Annotated in this window: 19 protein-coding genes and 5 pseudogenes; 16 read left to right on the forward strand and 8 right to left on the reverse strand. The window is 50.1% G+C overall.

All coding sequences use genetic code 11. The annotated features are described in order from the left end of the window. Positions 1-5: 5 nt before the first annotated feature. Positions 6-1,340, reverse strand: coding sequence for a hypothetical protein (locus tag IV01_RS0124905; protein WP_229636107.1), 1,335 nt, complete (start codon positions 1,338-1,340; stop codon positions 6-8). 257 nt (positions 1,341-1,597) lie between these two features. On the opposite strand from IV01_RS0124905, the gene IV01_RS25885 reads away from it, so the two are divergent. After that, a complete protein-coding gene (locus IV01_RS25885) occupies positions 1,598-2,014 on the forward strand; it encodes a hypothetical protein (protein WP_050507417.1) in 417 nt (138 codons plus the stop codon). Between the two features lie 14 nt (positions 2,015-2,028). Continuing rightward, positions 2,029-2,157, forward strand: a pseudogene (locus IV01_RS27015) (HAD family hydrolase); the annotation flags it as partial. A 99-nt stretch (positions 2,158-2,256) separates the two neighbouring features. Here IV01_RS27015 and IV01_RS15855 read toward each other — a convergent pair. Next, complete coding sequence (locus tag IV01_RS15855) at positions 2,257-2,967, reverse strand: SOS response-associated peptidase (protein WP_032627750.1); 711 nt, start codon at positions 2,965-2,967, stop codon at positions 2,257-2,259. 99 nt (positions 2,968-3,066) lie between these two features. On the opposite strand from IV01_RS15855, the gene IV01_RS15850 reads away from it, so the two are divergent. The 3 genes and pseudogenes from IV01_RS15850 to IV01_RS15835 form a co-directional block, all read left to right on the forward strand. Then, complete coding sequence (locus IV01_RS15850; protein WP_032627751.1) at positions 3,067-3,498, forward strand: LexA family protein; 432 nt, start codon at positions 3,067-3,069, stop codon at positions 3,496-3,498. Next, the gene (locus IV01_RS15845) at positions 3,485-4,765 is read left to right on the forward strand and encodes a Y-family DNA polymerase (protein WP_032627752.1); all 1,281 of its coding nucleotides are present in this window, start codon (positions 3,485-3,487) and stop codon (positions 4,763-4,765) included. The genes IV01_RS15850 and IV01_RS15845 overlap by 14 nt, the downstream gene beginning before the upstream one ends. Positions 4,766-5,337: 572 nt before the next feature. Next, positions 5,338-5,838: pseudogene (locus IV01_RS15835) on the forward strand (methyl-accepting chemotaxis protein); the annotation flags it as partial. 133 nt (positions 5,839-5,971) lie between these two features. Here the strand turns inward: IV01_RS15835 and IV01_RS15830 are convergent. Both IV01_RS15830 and IV01_RS0124915 read right to left on the reverse strand, forming a co-directional pair. Further along, on the reverse strand, positions 5,972-6,430 hold the full coding sequence (locus tag IV01_RS15830) for a response regulator (protein ID WP_032627755.1): 459 nt from the start codon (positions 6,428-6,430) through the stop codon (positions 5,972-5,974). Between the two features lie 479 nt (positions 6,431-6,909). Beyond that, positions 6,910-7,890 carry a helix-turn-helix transcriptional regulator gene (locus tag IV01_RS0124915; RefSeq protein ID WP_050507419.1) on the reverse strand — a complete coding sequence of 327 codons (981 nt, stop codon included), beginning with the start codon at positions 7,888-7,890 and terminating at the stop codon, positions 6,910-6,912. A gap of 841 nt (positions 7,891-8,731) precedes the next feature. Between IV01_RS0124915 and IV01_RS27390 the strand changes: the two are divergent. The 4 genes and pseudogenes from IV01_RS27390 to IV01_RS27405 form a co-directional block, all read left to right on the forward strand. Beyond that, positions 8,732-9,499: pseudogene (locus tag IV01_RS27390) on the forward strand (MCP four helix bundle domain-containing protein); the annotation flags it as partial. Positions 9,500-9,571: 72 nt separating this feature from the next. Beyond that, entirely contained in the window at positions 9,572-10,357 is a 786-nt protein-coding gene (locus IV01_RS27395; protein ID WP_418903520.1) for a methyl-accepting chemotaxis protein, read from the forward strand. A 436-nt stretch (positions 10,358-10,793) separates the two neighbouring features. Next, positions 10,794-11,513, forward strand: a pseudogene (locus tag IV01_RS27400) (PAS domain-containing protein); the annotation flags it as partial. A 111-nt stretch (positions 11,514-11,624) separates the two neighbouring features. Then, a pseudogene (locus IV01_RS27405) lies at positions 11,625-12,101 on the forward strand (methyl-accepting chemotaxis protein); the annotation flags it as partial. A gap of 300 nt (positions 12,102-12,401) precedes the next feature. Here the strand turns inward: IV01_RS27405 and IV01_RS26630 are convergent. From IV01_RS26630 to IV01_RS15815, 3 genes are all read right to left on the reverse strand, one after another. Continuing rightward, the gene (locus IV01_RS26630; protein ID WP_154232203.1) at positions 12,402-12,662 is read right to left on the reverse strand and encodes a hypothetical protein; all 261 of its coding nucleotides are present in this window, start codon (positions 12,660-12,662) and stop codon (positions 12,402-12,404) included. A 132-nt stretch (positions 12,663-12,794) separates the two neighbouring features. Beyond that, entirely contained in the window at positions 12,795-13,019 is a 225-nt protein-coding gene (locus tag IV01_RS27410; protein WP_418903519.1) for a DUF6555 family protein, read from the reverse strand. Between the two features lie 35 nt (positions 13,020-13,054). Beyond that, positions 13,055-13,288, reverse strand: a complete 234-nt coding sequence (locus IV01_RS15815; protein WP_154232204.1) for a hypothetical protein — start codon at positions 13,286-13,288, stop codon at positions 13,055-13,057. Positions 13,289-13,779: 491 nt separating this feature from the next. Between IV01_RS15815 and IV01_RS0124920 the strand changes: the two genes are divergently transcribed. The 6 genes from IV01_RS0124920 to tnpC all read left to right on the forward strand — a co-directional run bounded on the left by IV01_RS0124920 (position 13,780) and on the right by tnpC (position 19,443). Then, a complete protein-coding gene (locus tag IV01_RS0124920; protein WP_154232205.1) occupies positions 13,780-14,751 on the forward strand; it encodes an AraC family transcriptional regulator in 972 nt (323 codons plus the stop codon). A 210-nt stretch (positions 14,752-14,961) separates the two neighbouring features. Further along, positions 14,962-15,411, forward strand: a complete 450-nt coding sequence (locus IV01_RS15810; protein WP_154232206.1) for a hypothetical protein — start codon at positions 14,962-14,964, stop codon at positions 15,409-15,411. A gap of 41 nt (positions 15,412-15,452) precedes the next feature. After that, positions 15,453-15,875, forward strand: coding sequence for a hypothetical protein (locus IV01_RS15805; protein ID WP_032627761.1), 423 nt, complete (start codon positions 15,453-15,455; stop codon positions 15,873-15,875). Between the two features lie 1,276 nt (positions 15,876-17,151). After that, complete coding sequence (gene tnpA, locus IV01_RS15800) at positions 17,152-17,484, forward strand: IS66-like element accessory protein TnpA (RefSeq protein WP_032627762.1); 333 nt, start codon at positions 17,152-17,154, stop codon at positions 17,482-17,484. Continuing rightward, entirely contained in the window at positions 17,481-17,816 is a 336-nt protein-coding gene (gene tnpB / locus IV01_RS15795) for an IS66 family insertion sequence element accessory protein TnpB (protein WP_032627763.1), read from the forward strand. Before tnpA ends, tnpB begins: the two co-directional genes overlap by 4 nt. A gap of 61 nt (positions 17,817-17,877) precedes the next feature. Continuing rightward, positions 17,878-19,443, forward strand: a complete 1,566-nt coding sequence (gene tnpC, locus IV01_RS15790) for an IS66 family transposase (protein WP_032627764.1) — start codon at positions 17,878-17,880, stop codon at positions 19,441-19,443. Between the two features lie 180 nt (positions 19,444-19,623). Here tnpC and IV01_RS15785 read toward each other — a convergent pair whose 3' ends face one another. Beyond that, a complete protein-coding gene (locus IV01_RS15785) occupies positions 19,624-20,136 on the reverse strand; it encodes a polyketide cyclase (RefSeq protein ID WP_032627765.1) in 513 nt (170 codons plus the stop codon). Between the two features lie 87 nt (positions 20,137-20,223). On the opposite strand from IV01_RS15785, the gene IV01_RS15780 reads away from it, so the two are divergent. Beyond that, positions 20,224-21,129 (forward strand): LysR family transcriptional regulator, encoded by a 906-nt coding sequence (locus tag IV01_RS15780; RefSeq protein ID WP_032627766.1) that lies wholly within the window; start codon positions 20,224-20,226, stop codon positions 21,127-21,129. The last annotated feature ends 223 nt before the right edge of the window (positions 21,130-21,352 follow it).

A 21,352-nucleotide genomic window follows, 5' to 3' on the forward strand; every position in this document is an offset into this window, starting at 1 on the left:
ACGACTCATTCACTGCACACAATATCCATATCGCACCCTATCGTTTCTTTTAGATAGGCCACCGCGGCGGCAAGCACCAAATTCTGGTCAGCAGTGCGATCACGTACCGAGAGGCCTGGCTGGACGATCGCGATCTCCGCCTCGATCGGTCTGAATCGTGCCATTTTGATCAAATCGTTGAGTATCAACCCATTGCCCGCGAGGTAACGGGTAGGACGCAGTAATGACGTCAGCCGATCTTCACGACCTTGAATGTGCTTCCCAAGCTCGGAGAAACGCCACTTCCATTTCGCCGACCTTATCGCCTGCGAGCAGACCTCAACGACATCCTTCACACGTTCGCCAGAAGTCTTTCCACCCGAGTACTTGCAGTGTATGAGGGTAAGGCGGATGCGATCATTTTCTTCCTTGAGGCATACGAGGTCAGCTGCCTCGCCGGCCCCGTCGTCATCGAATACAATGTGAAACCCACCTTGGATGAAATGTTGAGCGGCCTTCCACTGGACAGAGTCGACTCGGGAAACATCATCCTTCCAGTAAGATTCCTTGGTAATGTCGACTCCTGTCCAATCCCAGGCCTCGAATCGTTCTTCTCCGATCTGCAGGTGCCTTGGGTCTTGGGGCTGGATGAGCATGTTGCCGTCCAGCTCGGTCAGGTCGACGAAACGTACTAGGGGCGGGTACTCGCTCAGATACTGACTCAATGGCCCCGAACTTCTACCTATAGTTAGTTCGACAACGTCCCCTGCAGTCTGCGTGACGGAGTAACCATTTTCGCCTCCGACCGTGAGCGTAAACTCGGAGAAGTCGCCCGTTTCGTCGCTGGCCAATGAAAACCGCATGTTGTTAGCCGCAACATCGATGTAGCGCAAGTCAACGAAGGTGATGGGGAGGCCGGCCGGAAAGGCTAGGGTGGTCAGCACGACTCGGTCTTCAGCAATGCCAATAATCTCGGCTGGCCACTCGACCGTGAGCACGATCCTGTCCCTCGGAAACCCTGTAACTTCCGTAGGAATCAGAACATTCGCAATGATGTCGTCAACCACGATGCTGTCGTCCAGAAGCTTGGCACCTACCTCTGTGCACCAACGTACGAATGCCGGAATGGAGCCTTGCTCTCGCGACCAGACCCGGCCTTTGTACGAACAACCGACTGAGACTTTTTCGCCATTTTCCCATCCGGTACCGCTGACATTGTTTTTAACAGAACCACTGCGCTCGGCCAGACCAAGTGCAACGGCAACATCTGCGCCGGTGTACATCGCATAGCTGAGATTCCTGCGCCCGTGTTTCTTCACGCCCATGTTCTGGAACACCAGGCGGTTGATGTGCCCCAGCATTCGGAACATCCGCTCGCCCTGCAGCAGATCGGCTTGGCCTGTAACGTGCTGCGCCAGCTCCGGGAACAGCGAGCTGTGATCCGTGGAAGAGAGGAACAGTAGGGAAGAAGAACCATTTTGGTGATCACCACCGTGGCGATAGAGGATAAGGCATCGTGATCGAAGCGATCGTAATCGCGCTCCCAGAGCCCTTGTTCAGGTAGGGAAATGCTTAACGCCAACAAAGCTGCCGCCAAGATCACGCTGGAGATCTAGCAATGACCGACAAACGCCAAGAATTACCGCTGTGTGCCAGCCGTTACATTGACGCAGTAGCCGCCGTGCGCGGGGAGGGTGCGGTTCTGCAGCTGTTGACGACATCGCTCAACCTTCGCGCTTCCGCGCGGCTGCTCTACGTCGCGGAAGTGAACTGCTACTTTCTGAAACTGGATACTGCTGATCGATGGGAAAATCCAAGGGTAGGCACGACCGAAGCCATGTCTACCTTGCCGTTTAAAGCTGCCAATATCCTCAAGACGGAAATCAAGAGCTGGAGCGTCTTGGACTATGCCCACATCACTGATCCAACCGCCCTACAGGCCCTGGTCGACCTCTCGGTAATCAATTACGAGAACGTCGATTTCTGCACCGCCGAAGCATTCGCTGTGCTCAAACGTCGAAATCTCCACACCTAGGCAAGGAAGTTGATATGGCGATCAAGGCAGTTATTTTTGACGCCTTCGGCACCTTGGTGAGGATCGAAAAAGGTGTGCACCCATACCGCGTGTTGCTCAAGGAGGGCATCCGCCAAGGCCGTAGACCAAAACCGGACGATGCCCGCGTAGGAACACCGCCACAGTTGCCTTTTGACAACAAACTAACGGCCATCAGGCGTCACAGGATTCATGCTCAACCCCCAAGACATCGGAACTCCCGGTCAGTCATCCACATCCGAAGGCAGTGACAGGGGCTCTATCAGGTGCGGCCCTTGGTTGCGAACATTGCCTACATCCTTGCCAACCTTGTACCAGTGGAAATCCTCAGTGGGCCGGCAGTGTTCCAGTGCGATTTCTCGCGCTCGTTCAGGTGAGGTTTCCGGGTCTACCCATTCCCTGGCGTGCTCGGGATCTAGCACTACTGGTCGGCGGTCATGGATATCAACCATGCCCTGATCGCTGTCTGCCGTGATGATGACGAAGCCGTCCCGCTCATCTGGTTCCAGGTCGTGATGCACTTCAGCCAAGCCAGCGAAGAACATTGGAATCTGGTCTTTCAACGTAATGAAGTAAGGTTGTTTCTTCTTAGGATCGTCAGGGTCTTTTACCCACTCGAACCAGCCATTTGCCGGGGCAAGTACGCGGCCATTGGGCCATAGCTGATTGAAGAATTTCCCTGTTATGACCGTCTCGACCCTTGCGTTGATTGGATCAGGACGTTTTCCCTTGGCCCAAAACGGCGCCCATCCCCACTTCACCTTGTCGATGCTTAGCCCTTGTTCAGTGGGGCGGATGATTTCGACGCGGGTCGTCGGCGCGACGTTGTAACGCTCGATTGGCCAGAGGTCATAGCCATTGATCACGAGCTGCTTGGGAGCAAGCTCCTTCAGGTAGTGATCCATCGATTCATAGATCGAATAACGTCCGCACATGGTGTCACCCGTCGAAATTTCCTACATATGAGATTGACCGCAAGCGGCTGAGAACGTTAACTGTATATACATACAGCTACCCACTGCAAGGCTCGCATTATGAGTGTCACCATCCTTGGCCCGTTGTCGGCAGGCGGCGAGAAGCTGCCCCTTTACTCTTTCCATGTGCCTGCAGGCTTCCCTTCGCCAGCGGCAGATCACATCGAGAAGCACATCTCGCTGGACGAGCTTTTCGACATCCGGGCGCCGCATGTGTACCTGGTAAAGATCGAAGGTGACAGCATGCAGGGCGCTGGCATCTATTGCGGGGACTTGGTCATCGTTGACCGTAGCCTGGATGCTGTTCATGGCGACATCGTGATCGCGGCACTTAATACCGAGCCTGTATGCAAACGCCTCCATATCCGAGGCAAGGACGTCATCCTCAAGTCGGAGAATCCTAAGTATCCAGCTCGGTATGTCATGGAAGGCGATGAGCTAGTAATCTGGGGAGTAGTCAAATACAGCGTGCGCGATCATGACAAGGCCTGAACCTGTCTTCGCCCTGATTGACTGCAATAGCTTCTACGCGAGCTGTGAGCGAGTCTTTAGACCTGACTTAGCCAAGACGCCAATCGTGGTTTTGTCCAACAACGACGGATGCGTAATCGCGCGCAGCTACGATGCGAAAGAGTTTGTGACGATGGGCGCGCCGTACTTCCAGATTAAGGATCACCTGCGTCGCAATGGCGTCGTCGCGTTCAGCAGTAACTACGCGCTTTACGGTGACATGAGCGAGCGGGTGATGACGATTATCGAGTCCATGGTGCCAGCCCTGGAGGTCTATAGCATCGATGAGGCGTTTGCCGATCTGACAGGTATTTCTGGGGACTTGACAGCGTTCGGTCGCACCATCCGTTCCGCCATTTACCAGCGCACGGGTATTCCAGTTGGTGTTGGAATAGCACGAACCAAAACGCTGGCGAAACTAGCCAATCACACGGCGAAACGTCTCCTGAAGAAGACGGGTGGAGTCGTAGATATCTGCGATCCGTTTAACCGGGACTGGACGCTGCGAAACACGGACGTCGGTGAGGTGTGGGGCGTTGGCAAAAGGATGAAAGCGCATCTTGAAGTTATGGGTATCAGGACAGCTATGGACTTAGCGAAGGCCGATCCTTGGACGCTGCGGCAGAAGTTTAGTGTCGTGATCGAGAAGACAGCCCGCGAGCTTGCTGGTACGCCTTGCCTTGAGCTGGGGGAAGCTGAGCCGCCGAAGCAGGAAATCTGTTGTAGCCGGATGTTCGGCAATCGCTTGACTGAAATTGAGCCTATCAAGGAGGCGGTTGCCACCTACACGCAACGCGCCGCTGAGAAGCTAAGAACGCAGAATTCTCTTTGCAAAAAAATTCGGGTCAGCATCCGTACTGGGATGTTCAATCCTGAAGAAGCCAAATACGCCAACGGCGCCCTGGTTGAATTGCCGTACCCCACGAACGACGTTCGGCTGATGACCAAGGCTGCCACCGAAGCAGTCAATCGTCTGTTTCGACCAGGTTTCAAGTACAGCAAGGCCGAAGTGCTGCTGATGGATCTTCGTCAACCGGGTGAGTTTACGGATGACTTGTTCGCCTATTCGCAGCCAGCTGCGGCTGACAAAGTCATGAGCGTGCTGGATGAAATCAATGATCGCTGGGGGCGGGGGACTCTCCGTGCGGCAAGTGTGCCGGCGGCGCCGGATTGGGCGATGCGGCGTGATCTCATGAGCAGCAGTTTCACGACGAAAATCGACCAGCTATGGACAGTCAATGCGAAATGAGTAGTCCAACTGATCGGAGCTTGAAGTAGGAGCTCATGGCGACGACACTCCCGGCGATTCGGGTCGCATCTGCAGCTGGAATTTGTACTCTCGGGCTTAGATTTCTGACCTTTCAACGCGACTTTTCAAGCACTTTTATTTGGCATCCGAACGGATGCCTAAGGCCCGTTTTACATGGAAGGGGAAATTAGGATGGCACCAGGTGGTACAAACTCTCAGATGAGGCGTGATCTTGTAGGGATTAGCTCTGACCTCAAATGGTCATCTGTAGAGCTTTTGCGAATCGCTGATCGCCTTGAAGCGGCTGGCAACTCAGCGGACGCGCAGGCAATACATCGTATGATCCAGGTCTTTCAAGGTGGTGAAGAGCGGCTAACGCTCATAGCTGATTTGGTGAGATCCGAAGCGCTCGGGTCGTCGTCTGAGGAACGGTTTTACGTTGAGCTGTGATCATTGAGGTATGAGGTATGAGGTATGAGGTTTTAGGTCGCGTGGAGGTTCAAGCTGAACAAACATCCCTGATCATTGAGGAACTTAAGGGTGAAAGCTATTCAATCTCTTCGGTTCTGGATGTAATTCGTGGCGTCGCCGAGCAAACCAATCTGCTGGCTTTAGATCGCTGCCATTGAGGCTGCCCGTGCGGGTGAGCAGGGTCGTGGATTTGCGGTGGTTGCCGACGAAGTACGGAATCTGGCTAAAAAGACTCAGGATTCGACCGTCAGCATTCAGAAGATGATCGCCAATCTACAATTTGGCTCCGACCGTGCCGCCACTTCCATGCAGGAAACCCTTGGTAAGGCTCAAGAGGGCGCAAGCAACGTAGTGCGTGCGGGTGAGTTGCTGGAAGAGATAGCCGAGGGCATAGCGACCGTCAGCGACAGCAACATACAAGTGGCCTCGGCGGCCGAACAACAGAGTCAGGTTGCCGAGGAGATCCACCGCAACGTAAACGACATCAACACTGTGGTCATCCAGATCAGCGCTGGTGCTCAACGGACAGCCGTTACCAGCCTCGAACTGGCCGCCTCGCCGAACAGCAGCAGGGGTTGGTCGGACGGTTCAAAGTGAGCTGAGTTACGAGTTGCTTAACTGGATGCTCAAATGCCTGAGAGAATTACTTTCAGGCATTTAGGATTGATGGGCGAAAGGGTGACGCGTCTACCTTACGCACTCAGACTCTTGTGGTTCATATCCCAAGCGTAGTAGTTAGCGTGGGTCAAACGCCGCGCGAGTTGAACCTGGTGGCGGTTCGTTTAACACGGCCCAAAACTGACTTAACTCACAGACAGCTGAGATGAGTTCATTAAACCCGTTGGGCTTCACGACGTATGCATTTACGCCGAGCTCATACGCACGGCCTACATCTATTTCCGTATTCGAGCTGGTGAGCATAGCGACCGGGATGCTTTGCATTTGCTCATCAGCTCGGACTGCCTCCAAGACGCCGAACCCGTCAATTTTCGGAAGCTTCAAGTCGAGTAAAATCACTGAAGGATTGCCATCAGTACGCCCCATAAAATCGTTGCGCCGATGCAGGTAGTCTACAGCCTCTAAACCGTCTCGCAGGATGATGACTTCTTTCCACAGCTGCGCTCGCTCCAAGGCTATTAGTATTAGCTCAATATCCTTAAGATCATCTTCTACCAGGAGTATCTGTTTTCGCATATCGAGACCGCGTGTAGAAAAAAACGCCAATACATTACCAGAAGTCCTAATGATTGAGTATCGACTCGAGTCAGGAGGATCCCCGGATGCCCCGGGTGTGTGAGAAACATGCGCCCAGCAGCTAATCCATGGATGCTGTAAGGCATTGTAGTAATTTACCTAGCCGCAATCGCGGCAGCAGTGCTGTGTGCCAGGGAAGCGACCCGCTTGAAGCGTTTGACGCCGAAACGTAATCGTCTGAGGAACACATTCTGCACCAGCACGTGTCGGGTAAGCAGACGTTCAACACACCTACCGAAACTCCCATGGTTTTAGTGTAGAAGGAAAAGTGCAATCACTATGCTTTTTGACTCGTCTGGGAGCAGCTACCAGAGCGAGTCCCAGCAACAGGTTCGAACAATGATTCAACAATAGTACAGTCTAGAGTGTTCGAACCTATGGATGTAGACTCATAAGTGCCTGCCATCAAGAGCAGCGCTCTATGGATCGCTTTTACTCCGTGTCACCCCTTTGGCAAACGTGATATTAGGATGCTCGAAAAAGGCCTGATTATAGTATTTACAAAATATCTGGTAATTAGGAAAACCGCACTCATACGCAACAGACTTTGGTGAGATGCCGGGCTCGTTTAAAAGCTTGAATCTGGCTTTATCTAGTCTCACTGTTCTCAGGTACAAAATAGGCGTCGTATGCTTATATCGCTTGAACCCCCCTTGTAGGGCCCGGATGCTCATGCCCGCATGCGCTGCGACCTCACCGACCGTCAAGTGCGGATCGGTATTATGCCTCATGAACTCCGCTGCTATCTTTATGGAGTGTGGCGTGGGAAGTACCACACTGTTAACATCAAGCAGTGTTCGACTATAATTATTCGGAAAATTGTAAAGCACGAACCCAACTAAGCTTTCCTTCAAGCTTTCTGCAATGCTCTGGATTAATAGTAATGTATTAGTAACGAAGCTCAATATCGTCCCTACTAAATTTTGAAGGAACGAAATTTGAGGTGGTGAGGCTTGGTAAGTCATAAAGTAAACCCTTGTTTTTGGAGGCTTTCCTAAAAGCAAGGTCAAATACCTAGTGATGTCTAAGTTAGAAATATAAATGGTCGTATATTGAATGCCAGGGGAGTAGCTGCCTAAAAACACGTCGCGCTGATCAGTTATAGCAATTCCACCCGCCGTAAGTCTATGCCTGCCGTTGTTTGTTTTCCATTCAATTGAACCGTGGTGTGGAATGGAAATTAGAAAGCCATCAACTTCGTTCTTGGTTGCGTATCCCCAACCGGAATTGCTTGATGAAACGCTCACGAACGAAGTACCCAGAATACATACTTTTTTGGCATAGTGAAATTTAGAACCTTCACCTTCGTGGATTATCATGTCGTTGTCATGATTTTTAAAATGCTCAGAAGCTTCATCTACATGTGCTATTAGGAGGTTTGAAGCGATATAAATTTCCATACGTCACTCTCGATAGCTTGATAGATAGTACCCCACAGGTCTATCGACCAAGCCTGTTCTTTAAAATTTCAAAAAAATCACGACATTTCAACGTAATCGACGCGCTCTATTATGTGCTTAATTGTGATTTGTTAAAGCTATGGAAAATCTAATCAATTTTGATAATCGTTATACCGTGAGAGGAAGTAGACGGACAATCCGGTTGTTCTCGGGGCCTCTTTGAAGGGCGAGTGCCGGTGCATCAAGCTTGGAGATAAGAAGAATTCCGCGGAGCTTCGATGTGGCCGAACGGCAGTGGCGGCCGACGAAGCGGAAGTGCAGGCTCTAAAAGAGCGCGCTAAAGGCTTGGCTCGCTGGGTGCCAGAAAAAAGATACCTTTTAAAGAAATGCGCACTAGATATAAAAAAACGCATTTTTATCTTGTTCGAAGCCTAGAGCTTATTGAGCGAGCGCTTTATAGTCCATTCACCCAGCGAGGAGCTGGAGATTTTCCAGTCATGCATATTGCTAAATTATAAAAACTGTTTTGTGTGCGGGGTTTCAAATAAACCTGATTTTTTTAAAGAAATTTTGAGTTGGAAAAGGGAGGGACATTGGAGCTGCGTAAAATTTGATGATGTTACGGCCCATATGTTCGTTGATTCTTAATGTCTCTTGGATGAGAGCAGTGTGTAAGATAGGCCCTTAATAGCCCTGCGTTAAGCTTGGGTGGTAGGGGATCTAAATAGTTGGTTCAAGATTGTGATGTGCATAGGTAAGGTGATTTATGTGAATGCAAGAGCTAGGTGCGTAAGTAGTGGTCTGTATAATTAATCTTCATACGTGTTTTTCAGGTGTTAACATGAGTATTAGAAATCTCAAAATCTCTGGTAGAGCCTCACTTTTCTTCGGTGTCATTGTATCAATACTTGTCGGTATAGGCGTGTTCTCTTATTTGCAATTGGGACATCTCCGCTCGGCCAGTCAGGTATTAGAGGAGAACGCTCTACCTAGCACGCAAGTTATCGACGATATCCAAATTGCATTACTAAGCGCTCGACTCGAAAGCATCAGGCTACTTGCAAATACTAATGAACTAGCGAAAGAAGCTGCTGAGTCAAAAGTGAGGGCCGCGCTCGAAAGCATGAAGAAAAACAGCGATTATTATCGTTCAAATTTGATTTATGGTGAGCAAGACCGAGCTCAGTTTTCTGAAGCGGAAGACAAGATGAATGCTTATATTGATGGATTATTTAAGCTTTTAAATATGAATGAGACTGATCATGAAAAAGCTCTGGTTTTTGCTAATACAGAACAAGCTGAGCGAGCGAGTGCTTTTCAAGAAAAGCTCACGATCATCAGGAAGTTTATCGCGCTGCAAGCCAAAGAGCTAGGTTCTGAAGCTGCGGCAAGTTACCAGCGGAGCTTGCAAGTGCTAATAGTTGTTATCGTCAGCGCACTTGTATTGACGGTTTTTCTCGCTGTTACTTTAACCCACAGTATCGTCAAACCGATCACTGAGTCGCTTGAGTTTGCAGAGGAGATAGCGTCAGGAAATCTGTCACGCCAGTTAATGATTGTTGGCGATGATGAAGCATCTCGACTCATGGTAGCACTCAACGTGATGGCATCCAATCTCAGATCTACAATTCAAGAGATATCTGGCGCATCTATGCAGTTGAGCACTGCGGCTGTGGAGATGATGTCCGTTACTGAGGATGCGGACAGAGTGCTTCAGCAGCAGAACAGCGAGATTGAGCAGGCTGCCACCGCAGTGAACGAAATGACTTCTGCTATAGAGGAGGTCGCACGTAACGCTGCATCAACTTCTGAAGCGGCGCGAGGTTCAAGTGCGTCCGCAGATATAGGGAACGAACGTGTTGCTGAGACATTGGCTGCCATGGAAGTGCTGACGGGTCATGTCGAAAACTCATCGGTGCAAGTTTTAGCGTTGGCGGAACAAGCCCAAGATATTAGCAAGGTTTTGAGCGTCATTCGTGGGATAGCCGAGCAAACTAATCTTTTGGCATTGAATGCTGCAATTGAAGCGGCACGGGCAGGTGAGCAGGGTAGAGGTTTTGCTGTCGTTGCGGATGAAGTGCGTGCACTTGCTCATAGAACCCAAATATCTACCCAAGAAATCGAGCAAATGATAGCGGCGATTCAATCTGGCTCGTCCATCACCGTGGAGGCCATACAAAAAAGCACCGATGAGGTGCAAAATACTCGTATTACCGCTGAAGGCGCTGGTGACTCATTGCGTCTGATAGCTAGTTCTGTATTAGAGATTAACAACCGAAACATTCAAATCGCGGCAGCTTCTGAAGAACAGGCTTATGTCGCGCGGGATGTCGATAGAAGTTTGATCAGTATTCGTAATCTGGCTATCCAAAGCAGCGATGGGGCTCATCAAACTATGACCGCCAGCAACGAACTTTCAAAATTAGCAATTCGCTTGACTGAGTTGGTTAAACAGTTCAAAGTCTAGGAGAAGACTTTTGATTTGCAGTATATGCAACGCGCCTCTACTTTGGGTTTTATAGAGTTGGGGCGCGCTGCAATATTCATTTATAATTCCATGATATATTTTTGCGCCTTAGCCGGCACGAAAAAGGGAGGCGCCCAGCAAGAAGCCAAATGTCTCCAGAATATACTAGCCGCAGATGGTCTAATAAGCCCGCGGTATCCTTACGTTCACAGTCAGCAAAGTATAAGTTTGCGGCCTATTTATTATGGTTCATTGCCTTTATTTTGCTTAACCGGTAGTAAAGGCAAAAAAATTGACTTCAAATTATATTCGTGCTCATCCATTAAGTTCTTAAATCGCTTGCCGATGATTATTTCAGCGTCCGTTGTCAGCAACCGAGGGTCAGTCCATGTTCAACAAATCTATCAAAAAAGAACTAGAGGCCACGAGGGCCGAAATGGTGCGTTACAAGGGATTGATTGAAGCACTGGGCCGCTCCATGGCGGTAGTCGAGTTTGACCTTGACGGTAAGGTGCTGCAAGCCAACGAAAATTTTCTCACCGTCATGGGCTATAGCTCGGAGCAATTGGTCGGTAAATCGCATCGCGCATTCTGCACCTCTACATTGGCTAGTAGCGAAGATTACAATCAATTTTGGTCGCAACTGCGCAGGGGTAGATTCGTCTCGGGCGCCTTCCAACGAGTTAACGCTATAGGACAGATCGTCTGGCTCGAAGCCAGTTACAACCCGGTGTTTGATGATTTCGGTCAAGTGGATAGGATCGTCAAATACGCCCTGGATGTGACGAGTAAAGTCGCTGAAGAAGCACTGACTCGGGGTAAGCTGGCAGCATTGGATCGTGCCATGGCTGTTATTGAGTTTGATCTTAATGGCAATATTCTTTCAGCCAATGCCAATTTCCTACACACCATGGGTTATGGGCTAAATGAGCTTAAGGGAAAGCATCACCGGCTCTTTTGCGAGCCAAGTCTGATCAATAGTAGCGAGTACAGCGAGTTCTGGCGTCGATTGAATGCAGGTGAGTTCTTCGGTGGACAGTTCAAACGTGTCGGCAAGCACGGCAGGGTGGTTTGGCTAGAAGCGACGTACAATCCGGTTTACGACGCTGACGGTAAGCTGCTGAAGATTGTCAAATTTGCCAGTGATATCTCCGAGCGGATCGAGCGCTTTGAGGAAGATTCGCGCGGTGCGTCTCGGGCTTACCACATTTCAGCGGAAACAGAGAAAGTAGCCGAACAGGGCGCCCAAGTCATTCACGAGACAGCCAGAGAGATGCGTCAGATAGCGGAAAGCATTGGTGCGTCCGCGCGGCTTGTTAGTCAGTTGGGTGATCGCTCAGACCAAATCTCAACCATCGTCAATACTATTCGGGCGATTGCTGATCAGACCAATCTGCTGGCCCTTAACGCCGCGATCGAAGCAGCTCGGGCGGGCGACCAGGGTCGAGGTTTCGCGGTCGTGGCCGATGAAGTTCGGCAACTGGCCGGGCGTACGAGCCGCTCAACAGCAGAAATTGCCGAAATGATCGGGAAGATCCTATCTGAAACCCGTGATGCAGTTGCCAGCATGAACGCCACTCAAGAGGGAGCACAGCGCGGCGTAGGTCTTGCAGATCAAGCAGGCTCAGTAATTCTTCAGATACGCAGCGGCACCAGCGACGCCGTTGAGGCGGTGAGCATGTTCGCTTCGAAGCTCGACGAGTCGGAGGTCATTCCGAAAACTGCAATAAGCTGGGTAGGCTAGGAGCCAGTCCTTCTCAGACTAGCTGCCAAGTCATGGCTACTCTTGATGGGGTTGGTAATAGGAGCTGGACACCGCTTCCAACCCCATCCTGCCGTAGTCACCCGTATCAGTTGAGCACTGACCTATCCAGTCTAGGAGCGGATAGTGCAGAGAGTTCGAAAACAGGCAACGCGCTTCACTACCGAGTTGTTGCGATTAACCTAAGCGTCGCGAGTAAAAAAATTGTCGGTATTTTTCTGTGTTTCTAATTAGCACCGGGGCTGAATTCTTTACTGACTTCAAACGTTTCGCCTGGTGTATTCAAAAAAACCTTTTCTGATTGGCTTTAATAATTAAGCGCCATTGGATTTTACGTGCATTATCACTAGGATGTTCATGCGACTGGGGAAAAGGCAGACCTTGACTTGTTGCAAATTCGTGTCCACAGCCTTGGCAACGATAAATTCCAGCGACCGGCGCCACTCCGTCGTGCTTGTATAAAGTGTTCCATTCGCAATTTTTGAACAGGGAAATCTCAACATAGGTAAGAAACTCTACCGTCTCTCTTGAAATGAACGCCATACAATATGTCTCATTAAGGTGGTGTAGCTAATTTTCCGTACAACCCATCTAGGTGCGAAGGCTCCTTGGACGTCTGGTAGTCTAAAAAAGAGAACATGAAACTTTAATAATCACTCTGCAACGCAGTGTGACTCACGCGGCCTTCCAAGTGACGGAAGAAATTCCGTGCTGTTCCGCGTGAAATCTACTCATGATAGAGGTCGATCTTCTTCTGAATTTTGGGAGTTCTGCATAACCCGCATCGGCAGCAGCCATATGCCAAGCGATTGCTTCATTCATGTCAGCACAAAAAATATAAAAGCACTTGCTTTGATCGTGTAGCAAATAGTCAATTTTATAATGCGTTGTGCGAATCATTAAGTATCTATCCAGAGCCTGATGTTTTAAAGGTTTTAGTCATATTCACACACGTGCGGCATGATAGGCTCACTTGTGGCGTGTTCGAGCGGAAAAAGCATTTCCTGTAATATTTTGTAGCGTTCAGAATGGAGGCTTAACACCTTTGACCACTCAGAACTATCAAGTGAAACACCGCGGCACACAAGCTTCATCATTTCCACTGTTGCGCAGTCTAACGCTACTAAGGCATGATGAAGGGTGTATCGAAACTCATCGTTTTTATTCATCAAGATCACCTTTGCCATGAATAGCTGAATTCATTAATGAGCTGCATTTGCAATGCTAGCGCACGAACTGGATAGCTTTGTGGCTAATTAGCTTGTGTTTTCCTTCGAATAATAATTCCTCGCGATCAACAATTTACAGCCTAAATTTTTAAAGCTGAAGAGGCAAATAAAATCACCTAAAATAGTTTCAGTTGTCGTTTTATTCACTTTTTTTTCGTTTAGTGCGTTTTTTTTGGTACCGCGACCTGATGGGCTATTCGATCATTATTCACGAATGCCTCCGTCTGAAAATTGCGCAACAGGAGAACCTTATGTCGAAAGCATTTGCAGAAAGATTTTCGTTTTTTCTGCTATCGTTTCGTTTTTCTATTTACTTTGGTCATTTGTATGTCGTAGAAATGGATGACCTCAAGCGGTAGGAAGGATTTGAACCAATAGCTTCGATCGGTTGTAAAAGTCGGTTTTATTAATCTTCTATTAATGGGCTTGCTGTGAATAATTTTTCAATATCTAAAGTGCATCTTAAAGATGAAGAATCATTATGGATGTATTATAATAATTGCGGGCTTTCACCAGCGCTGAGGCTCACCGATAGCTCTCCATTAGACTATAAGAAAATTACTTACAGCTTAGGCAGTATGTTTATATGCTCCACAGCAAGTAGTTCCGGCTGGGGTTTTGAAAAGCAGCAGCAAACTGATTCTTTTTTTGTGACATTTACTCATCGTGGCGAATCTATATGGGAGATGAATAAACAAGGCACAATTCGTGCGAGTCAGCAGTTATGTGTTATTGATAGTTCGAGACTAGTCCAAGGGCAGTTTGCACGTGGCACGCATACGGATACCATCATGATCGACGCTAAGCTTCTGATGAAGGAGTTAGAGGTTGCGCATGGCATTTATTGCACGAATCGGTTGGAGTTTCAACCTATTCTAAATAATGATCGCAGAATCTGGCCTTTGCTTAATTCCATAATTGGATCTATCAAAAATGGAATGCACTGTCATCAGGTCTTACAATCTCCATTGGCATTGGGTTACATGAAGCAGGCATTGATATCAACTTTGTTAGAGTATATTCCTCACAACTATAGTTCTACACAAAAACTCCACCCCGTACCGCTTGCACCTCGTCATCTAGTGCGAGCCATCGAATACATGCATTCTCACGCCGGTGAAGATATTTCTATCAGTGAGGTGGCAATCTATGCTTGCACGAGTGTGAGAAATCTTCAGCTTTTATTCAAGGCCCACAAACAAGTATCGCCGACTCAGTATCTTCGGATTATACGCTTAGCTGGCGCTCACGCGGATCTTCACGACGAAAGTGTTTGCAGCAGTTGGCAGCAAATCGCTATGCGATGGGGATTCGGAGATATAGGGCTGTTTTCTCGATATTACAAAGATAGATACGGGGCAACACCTTTCCAGGCGCAGTATAAAGCAAAAGGTATGTCGTAGGACTTGATAGTCGGGCGTGGTTTAGAGATCGGGCGAGGCTTTACATGGCTTTTACGTTTAGATGCAGAAAAAAACGAAATTTATGCGAAGAAAGCGATGAATATTTCGGGCGTATATACATCCATTGTTAGATATGGTGTAGCTTTGTCTTCTCAAGCCTAGAACTTACTAATCAGAATGATTGAATCAGAGAATGACTTTCGGAAAGCGGTGGCTAACTACCTCAAAAGGGTAGATGGTTGCGTGGCGTTAGCTAACAATATTATCTTCGCTTACGAGGAGGTGCGGGTAAGTCTGCGCTTGTATCACATGAATATTGCCAGTTTTAAAATGGTTATAATGCGGATGCCAAATAATGTTCCTGAGAAGGCCGAGTTGTTGAACGAGCTATACTTTCTCGAGCAGTCAGCACTCGATCTTGATGTTACAGCTGACGAGGCCATGTTGTTGGCGCTGGGTGAGTTGAGCCTACGCTTTAAAGGCGCAAGGGAGGCTATTCAAGTCGTGCATGAGTTAATGCATGAAACCTTTGAGTGCTTCATGCCGGCGCTTATAGAAAGTCAACAAGATATCGATGAAGTTTATACGAGGTTGGTTGCGTGCTGTGCAATTGAAGAAGATGTGTTAGGTGCATTGGGTATAACTTTAAACCGATATTGATGCCAAAATTTTGTTTATTTTTAGGAGGCCGTAGGAAGCTGATGGCTCAGTTACGATGCTTTTCCGATGGTGCAGTTGATAAGTCGACAGAGCTGGATGGATTACTTAACCGGTGCCGTGCACTTCACTTTTCAATAAGGATGGTAGCTGGCTTGCTTTTACTTAAGCCCGCCATGCATTCGCCAGATGACGAATTATCACTGACAGGCTTTCGGTTACAGGCGCTAGATGATCAAGAATCTCATACGCTGGTTGAAAGGCTGGCGAGCTCGCTAAATCTGTTAACCTTCGAAATTATGGCGATTATTCCACAGGAACTCATACTCAGCTCGACTCAGATTCCCCTTCACATAGGAAGTTCTGGGTCTCCTTTCTTTGAACTAAGTTGGGCGTTGCATGAAAACATTTTAGCTATGGACGTCTTGTCGACATTTCGTGGTTCGCACTTCATGTTCTCGGAGTGAGAAATTATTGCTTCTAGTTCATTTCGAAAACCCGTTGATATTTGGTTCTAGAAGGTCGCTGTTAGCGGTTCAGCCGCATTTAACGTTTGAGGACGTCTGATATGATCATCGAGTGAATCTACAGCGTATACGATGGGTATGAGATGCTCGCTTTGGTCGGCCCACTACATCGTGGGCATGGCGATCATCATCCCTCCCGCCAATGTGCTCTGTGTACGTTTTACCCCCAAGCCCACCAGCTAAATCGCCTCCATCACGCTCCTCACGAGCCTACTGGTACTCATACTCTGCAGGTCTCGTGCGTACTCCGAGTGCTGCTCACAGCAGCGGAATGTCGCTCCCCAACTAATTGGAGCCGACGCAAAAAATTATCGGGTCAAACGGCGTCCGCGTTCTGCTTGCTCTACATGGTAGCAGCCTTGAGCGTAATATCATTTCTACTACAAGTCCGTCCTTTAGGTTTCATCTCTTTTCAAGTTGATCGTCATGCTGATGAGGACGGCGACGGCTCTTCATTTAGTCATCCACTAGATGACTGCACTGTAACGTTCCTTCACCGCTGGTATTGTCGGCTACAACGGACAATGTGCAGCCAGGCCTGAGCAGCGCGCGCGAGGTGCCTGAGGGCGATGCAGTTATCGATGCCCAAAGTTACCGTACTGGGTGAGCTACCACGGTAGTCGACGCCTTGGGCTTTGCCCCGGGTATTTTGGTACAGAGTCGTCACGGCGGTAAAGGCTCGATTTTCCATTCGGGGCTTGGGCATTCAACGTGGCTTTCTGATGCTCGGCATTAGCTTTGGATGGCGCTGCGCTAGGAAACTCCGACGACAGCGGTGATTTCCAATCAATAGAGCATCTGGCAGCGAAGTACATAGAGGTGTGGCGAGGCTCCAGCTTTCTGGAGTAAGGCTCCTATGACATTGGTCGCCGTCCTCTTGGAATTACATCGCGCCCTCCTTTGATTGTTTGTCACGCAAGGCGCGATGCCAGCGCGTTGTCAGCCAGTGCATAAAGTTTGCTTAACATCACTGTCAGTGGTGAATTGGGCTGACTTACCTTTTGGTTCGTCGAGGGGCGAAATTCGCTAACCCCAACTAGGCCGCGCTAACAGCTACTCAGGCCAATGAGCGGTTTTTTTTATGGTGTTTATTACTTCCCCAGTACTGCCGGTGTATGCGTCCGGCCAAGTCATCTACCCAACCCCTCGAAGCCAGGACATGGTGTGCACTTAAATTTAAGTGGGCACCAGTTCCAGCCTTTTAAGCGGGTATTTCATGCAGCCACAACGCCGTTCCTACTCCAAGTCCTTCAAGGCTCAGGTCATTCAAGAATGTGCCCAGCCTGGCGCTTCAATTGCCAGTGTCGCGTTGAGCCATAGCCTCAACGCGAACCTCGTCCATAAGTGGATTCGGCTGCAATCGCAAAATAGTGTTGTCGTGCAACCTGCCTTTATTCCGATGACATTGCCGTCGTCGGCGTCACGACCGGATGTCACCCCAGCCATTATCTATCTCGAAATTCCACACCCGCGCGGCGCCGTCAAAGTGAATTGGCCGACCGAAAGTGCTGCTGCCTGCGTAAACTTTCTTCGAGACCTGCTGCGATGATCCGCATTGACTCCATTTGGCTTGCCACCGAGCCGATGGACATGCGCGCTGGCACCGAGACTGCGCTGGCCAGAGTGATCGCGGTGTTCGGTGCGGCGAAGCCGCACTGTGCTTATCTGTTCGCCAACCGCCGGGCCACTCGTATGAAAGTTCTGGTGCATGACGGCTTCGGTATCTGGCTGGCTGCTCGCCGATTGAACCAAGGTAAGTTCCACTGGCCAGGCATTCGCTATGGCTCTGAAATGGAGTTGGATACCGAGCAACTACATGCCCTGGTATTGGGCCTGCCATGGCAGCGCACGGGCTCCGGCAGCGCGATCACACTGCTTTAACGGCTGCCATTAGCCTATCGCTCTATCGCCGCGAATTGTCTGCTCTGGCAAAATCGGCACCATGACTTTCCCCTATCTCGACCACCTGAATCCTGAACAACTGCGCGCGTTGGCGGCGCAGTTGATGCAGCGTGTTGAGACTCTCGACCATCAAGTCGACATTCTGGGTAAGACGGTTGACACGATGGGCCAGAAGATCAATCGTGACCAAACGGTGATCGAGAAGCTGACCCACGAGATCGCACAACTCAAGCGTTTGAAGTTTGCCAAGCGCAGCGAGCAGCTGAATCCGCAGCAGGCCAGCTTGCTCGATGACCTGATAGATACCGATATCGCGGCGATTGAAGCAGAGCTTCAAGCCTTGCAAGCCGATCCGTCGCCGACCGAGCAAAAGCGGAAGCCTAAGCGCACTGCGTTGCCGGCAGAGTTTCCACGCACGTTGATCCATCACGAACCGGGCAATACTCACTGCCAATGCGGCTGCGCACTCAAGCGCATCGGTGAGGACGTCAGCGAGAAACTCGATTACACGCCCGGCGTATTCACCGTCGAGCGTCATGTTCGTGGCAAGTGGGTCTGCGATGACTGCGAAACGCTGATCCAGGCGCCGGTTCCGGCGCAGGTCGTCGACAAGGGCATCCCGACTGCTGGGCTACTTGCTCACGTCATAATCGCGAAGTTTGCTGACCATCTGCCGCTTTACCGCCAGGAGTCGATCTTTGGTCGAGCTGGCTTGGCGATTCCACGTTCAACGTTGGCTCAATGGGTTGGCGTTACTGGCGTGCAGTTGCAGCCTCTATTCGATGCGTTGCGCGACGTAGTGCTCGGCCAGGAGGTCGTCCACGCGGATGAAACACCGGTGCAGATGCTCGCGCCAGGCTCGAAGAAAACCCACCGTTCTTATGTCTGGGCCTACGCCACCAGCCAATTCTGCGAAACAGCAGCTGTCGTCTACGACTTCAGCCCCAGCCGCGCCGGTGAGCATGCTCGCAACTTCCTGCAAGACTGGAAGGGCAAGCTGGTGTGTGATGATTTTGGCGGTTACAAGGCCAGCTTCGAACTCGGTGTAACCGAGATCGGCTGCATGGCCCATGCCCGGCGTAAGTTCTTCGAATTGCATGCCACCAACAAGAGCATGCTCGCCGAACAGGCGCTGCGCTACATCCAGTTGCTTTACGAAATCGAAAGTGAAGTGCGCAACTTGGGGCCGGATTTACGGCACCGAATACGGCAAGAAAAAGCCGTGCCAGTAATGGATATGCTGCATGCCTGGATGATCGCCCAGCGTGGTCTTGTGCCCGAAGGTTCGGCTATCAGCAAAGCACTGGATTACAGCCTGAAACGCTGGGCAGCGCTATCGCGCTACCTCGATGACGGGGCCGTTCCCATTGACAACAATTGGGCCGAGAATCAGATTCGGCCATGGGCTCTTGGACGCAAGAACTGGCTCTTCGCAGGGTCGCTACGAAGCGGCAAACGGGCGGCGGCGATCATGAGTTTGATCCAGTCTGCGAGACTGAATGGTCATGATCCATATGCCTATCTCAAAGATGTACTAACGCGGCTGCCGACGCAGCGGGCAAGTGAGATTGGTCAATTACTGCCGCATTATTGGAAGCCTGTTTGAGCGAACACTGCTGCATATGGGTTGCTAGATACAGCGCAGAGCCGACTCTCAGTTCAGGGTTCTTGGCTAGAACGGTCGACAGTCCCGGTTCAGTCAATCATGATTACCGTAGCTTTCGCCGTTTAGCGCTTCTATCCCTACTAACAGAGGACACGGCTACGCAAAGTCGTTAGCTCGCCATCATACTTGCTTGGCCTCACGAGCGGCGCTCACCAACCCATCAAGCCAATCCTGGTGTCCATTGATCATTGGATTGGGCTTGGCCTTTGCTAGATCTTCAGCCGGTTTACCCTTCTGGGTCTCCTGGGTGAGGATGCGGACTCGGCCATGCGATAGATCTTCAATTAGCCATGCATGATGGACATCCAATCGAGTGTCGCCTTGGCCTGCCCACCCGTGCCATGCGATCCGCCCAGGAGTGGATGAGGTAGGAGGGATATATTCATTGCATTGTGCTTCGACGGGAAAACCAAATGTCTCGAAGTAAAAGCGCACTCCGTCCTGCAAATCCAATTCGGTATGGTCGTGAAAAATGACGTTTGCCGAGTTGCTGTAATAGGTCGGCCACTTCGCTGCCTGGCTGAGCAGCGGCCAGATTTGCGCTGCGGTCAAGCCAACGACGATTACTTCATTAGACACAAAATTCTCGGTAAAGCCGGGCAGATAGCCTTGGGGCCAGAATATCTCGTTCATGGGATTTGACACCTGATGTAATGGATTGGCATCAGAATGAGTGGTAGCTTGAAATAATTCCAATCGTGATAAATTATTTACGACATCATGAAATCTGATATCAGAAAGCTGGATCTCAATCTGCTCAAGGCACTGGATGCCTTACTCGATGAGCGCAGTGTGACCCGCGCGGCTGATCGCCTGGCGCTCACCCAACCGGCAGTGACCGGCATGCTGAACAGACTACGTGAAAGCTTTGATGACCCCCTCTTCGTGCGCGCCCAACGCGGTATCGTGCCGACGTTGCGTGCGGAACAGCTAGCGATGCCGGTCAAACAACTTCTCGCCGATGTCGAAGGCATGCTTCAGCCCCAAGCCTTCGATCCTTTAACTGCCAACATGATCGTAAAGCTTGCCTCGACCGACTATGCGTTGCGAGCAATCGTAGTTCCTTTCCTAAGCGCGCTGAGGCAGCTAGCTCCGAACATTCGGGTTTCAGTTCTTCCGATTGATAACCAAGGACTCCAGCTTCAGCTGGATCGAGGTGATATCGACTTGGCTCTAGTTACCGTTGAGGCAGCTGCGTCTGGGCTACACGCCAAACTGTTGTTTGAGGAAAGCTATGTATGTGTAATGCGATCTGATCATCCGGATGCCACAAAAAAAAAGCTATCGTTGGATCGCTTTTGCGCATTGGATCACATCCTAGTTTCTCCATCGGGAGGGAGGTTTCAGGGTGTTACAGATGAAGCGTTGAGGAAGATTGGTAAATCACGACGGGTCACGGTATCGGTAACAAGCTTTCTGGTGTTGCCAGAAATTCTGAGGGTCAGCGATCTGATAGCTGTAGTGCCCCGCCGACTGGCAGTACACGATGATGGGTTAACCGTACTGGAGCCGCCTGTTGAAATTCCAGGCTTCAGCAAAATGTTGGCCTGGCATGAACGAACGCACCATGACGCCGGCTATCGGTGGATCCGCACACTCATGATGAATATAGTAAAAGCTCTCTGAGTTCCATGGATAGGAATCGATTATTCACCCTGTGTGACGTCTATCAAAATCAACAACAGCCACGTGCAGGCCAGGCTGTCGAATTCCCTAATTGTGCCCAAGCGAAATCGTGCTGCGACGATTCTGCCTACGCAGAGGCAAAGACTTTGCGCTGCGTGCCTATCGACGCGAGTTGATCATCGTCGTAGACCAACTCAGCCAAGTGCCTTCGCCGGACGCTTAC

It is taken from the genome of Pseudomonas syringae (assembly GCF_000737245.1).
Classification (GTDB): Bacteria; Pseudomonadota; Gammaproteobacteria; order Pseudomonadales; family Pseudomonadaceae; genus Aquipseudomonas; species Aquipseudomonas syringae_J.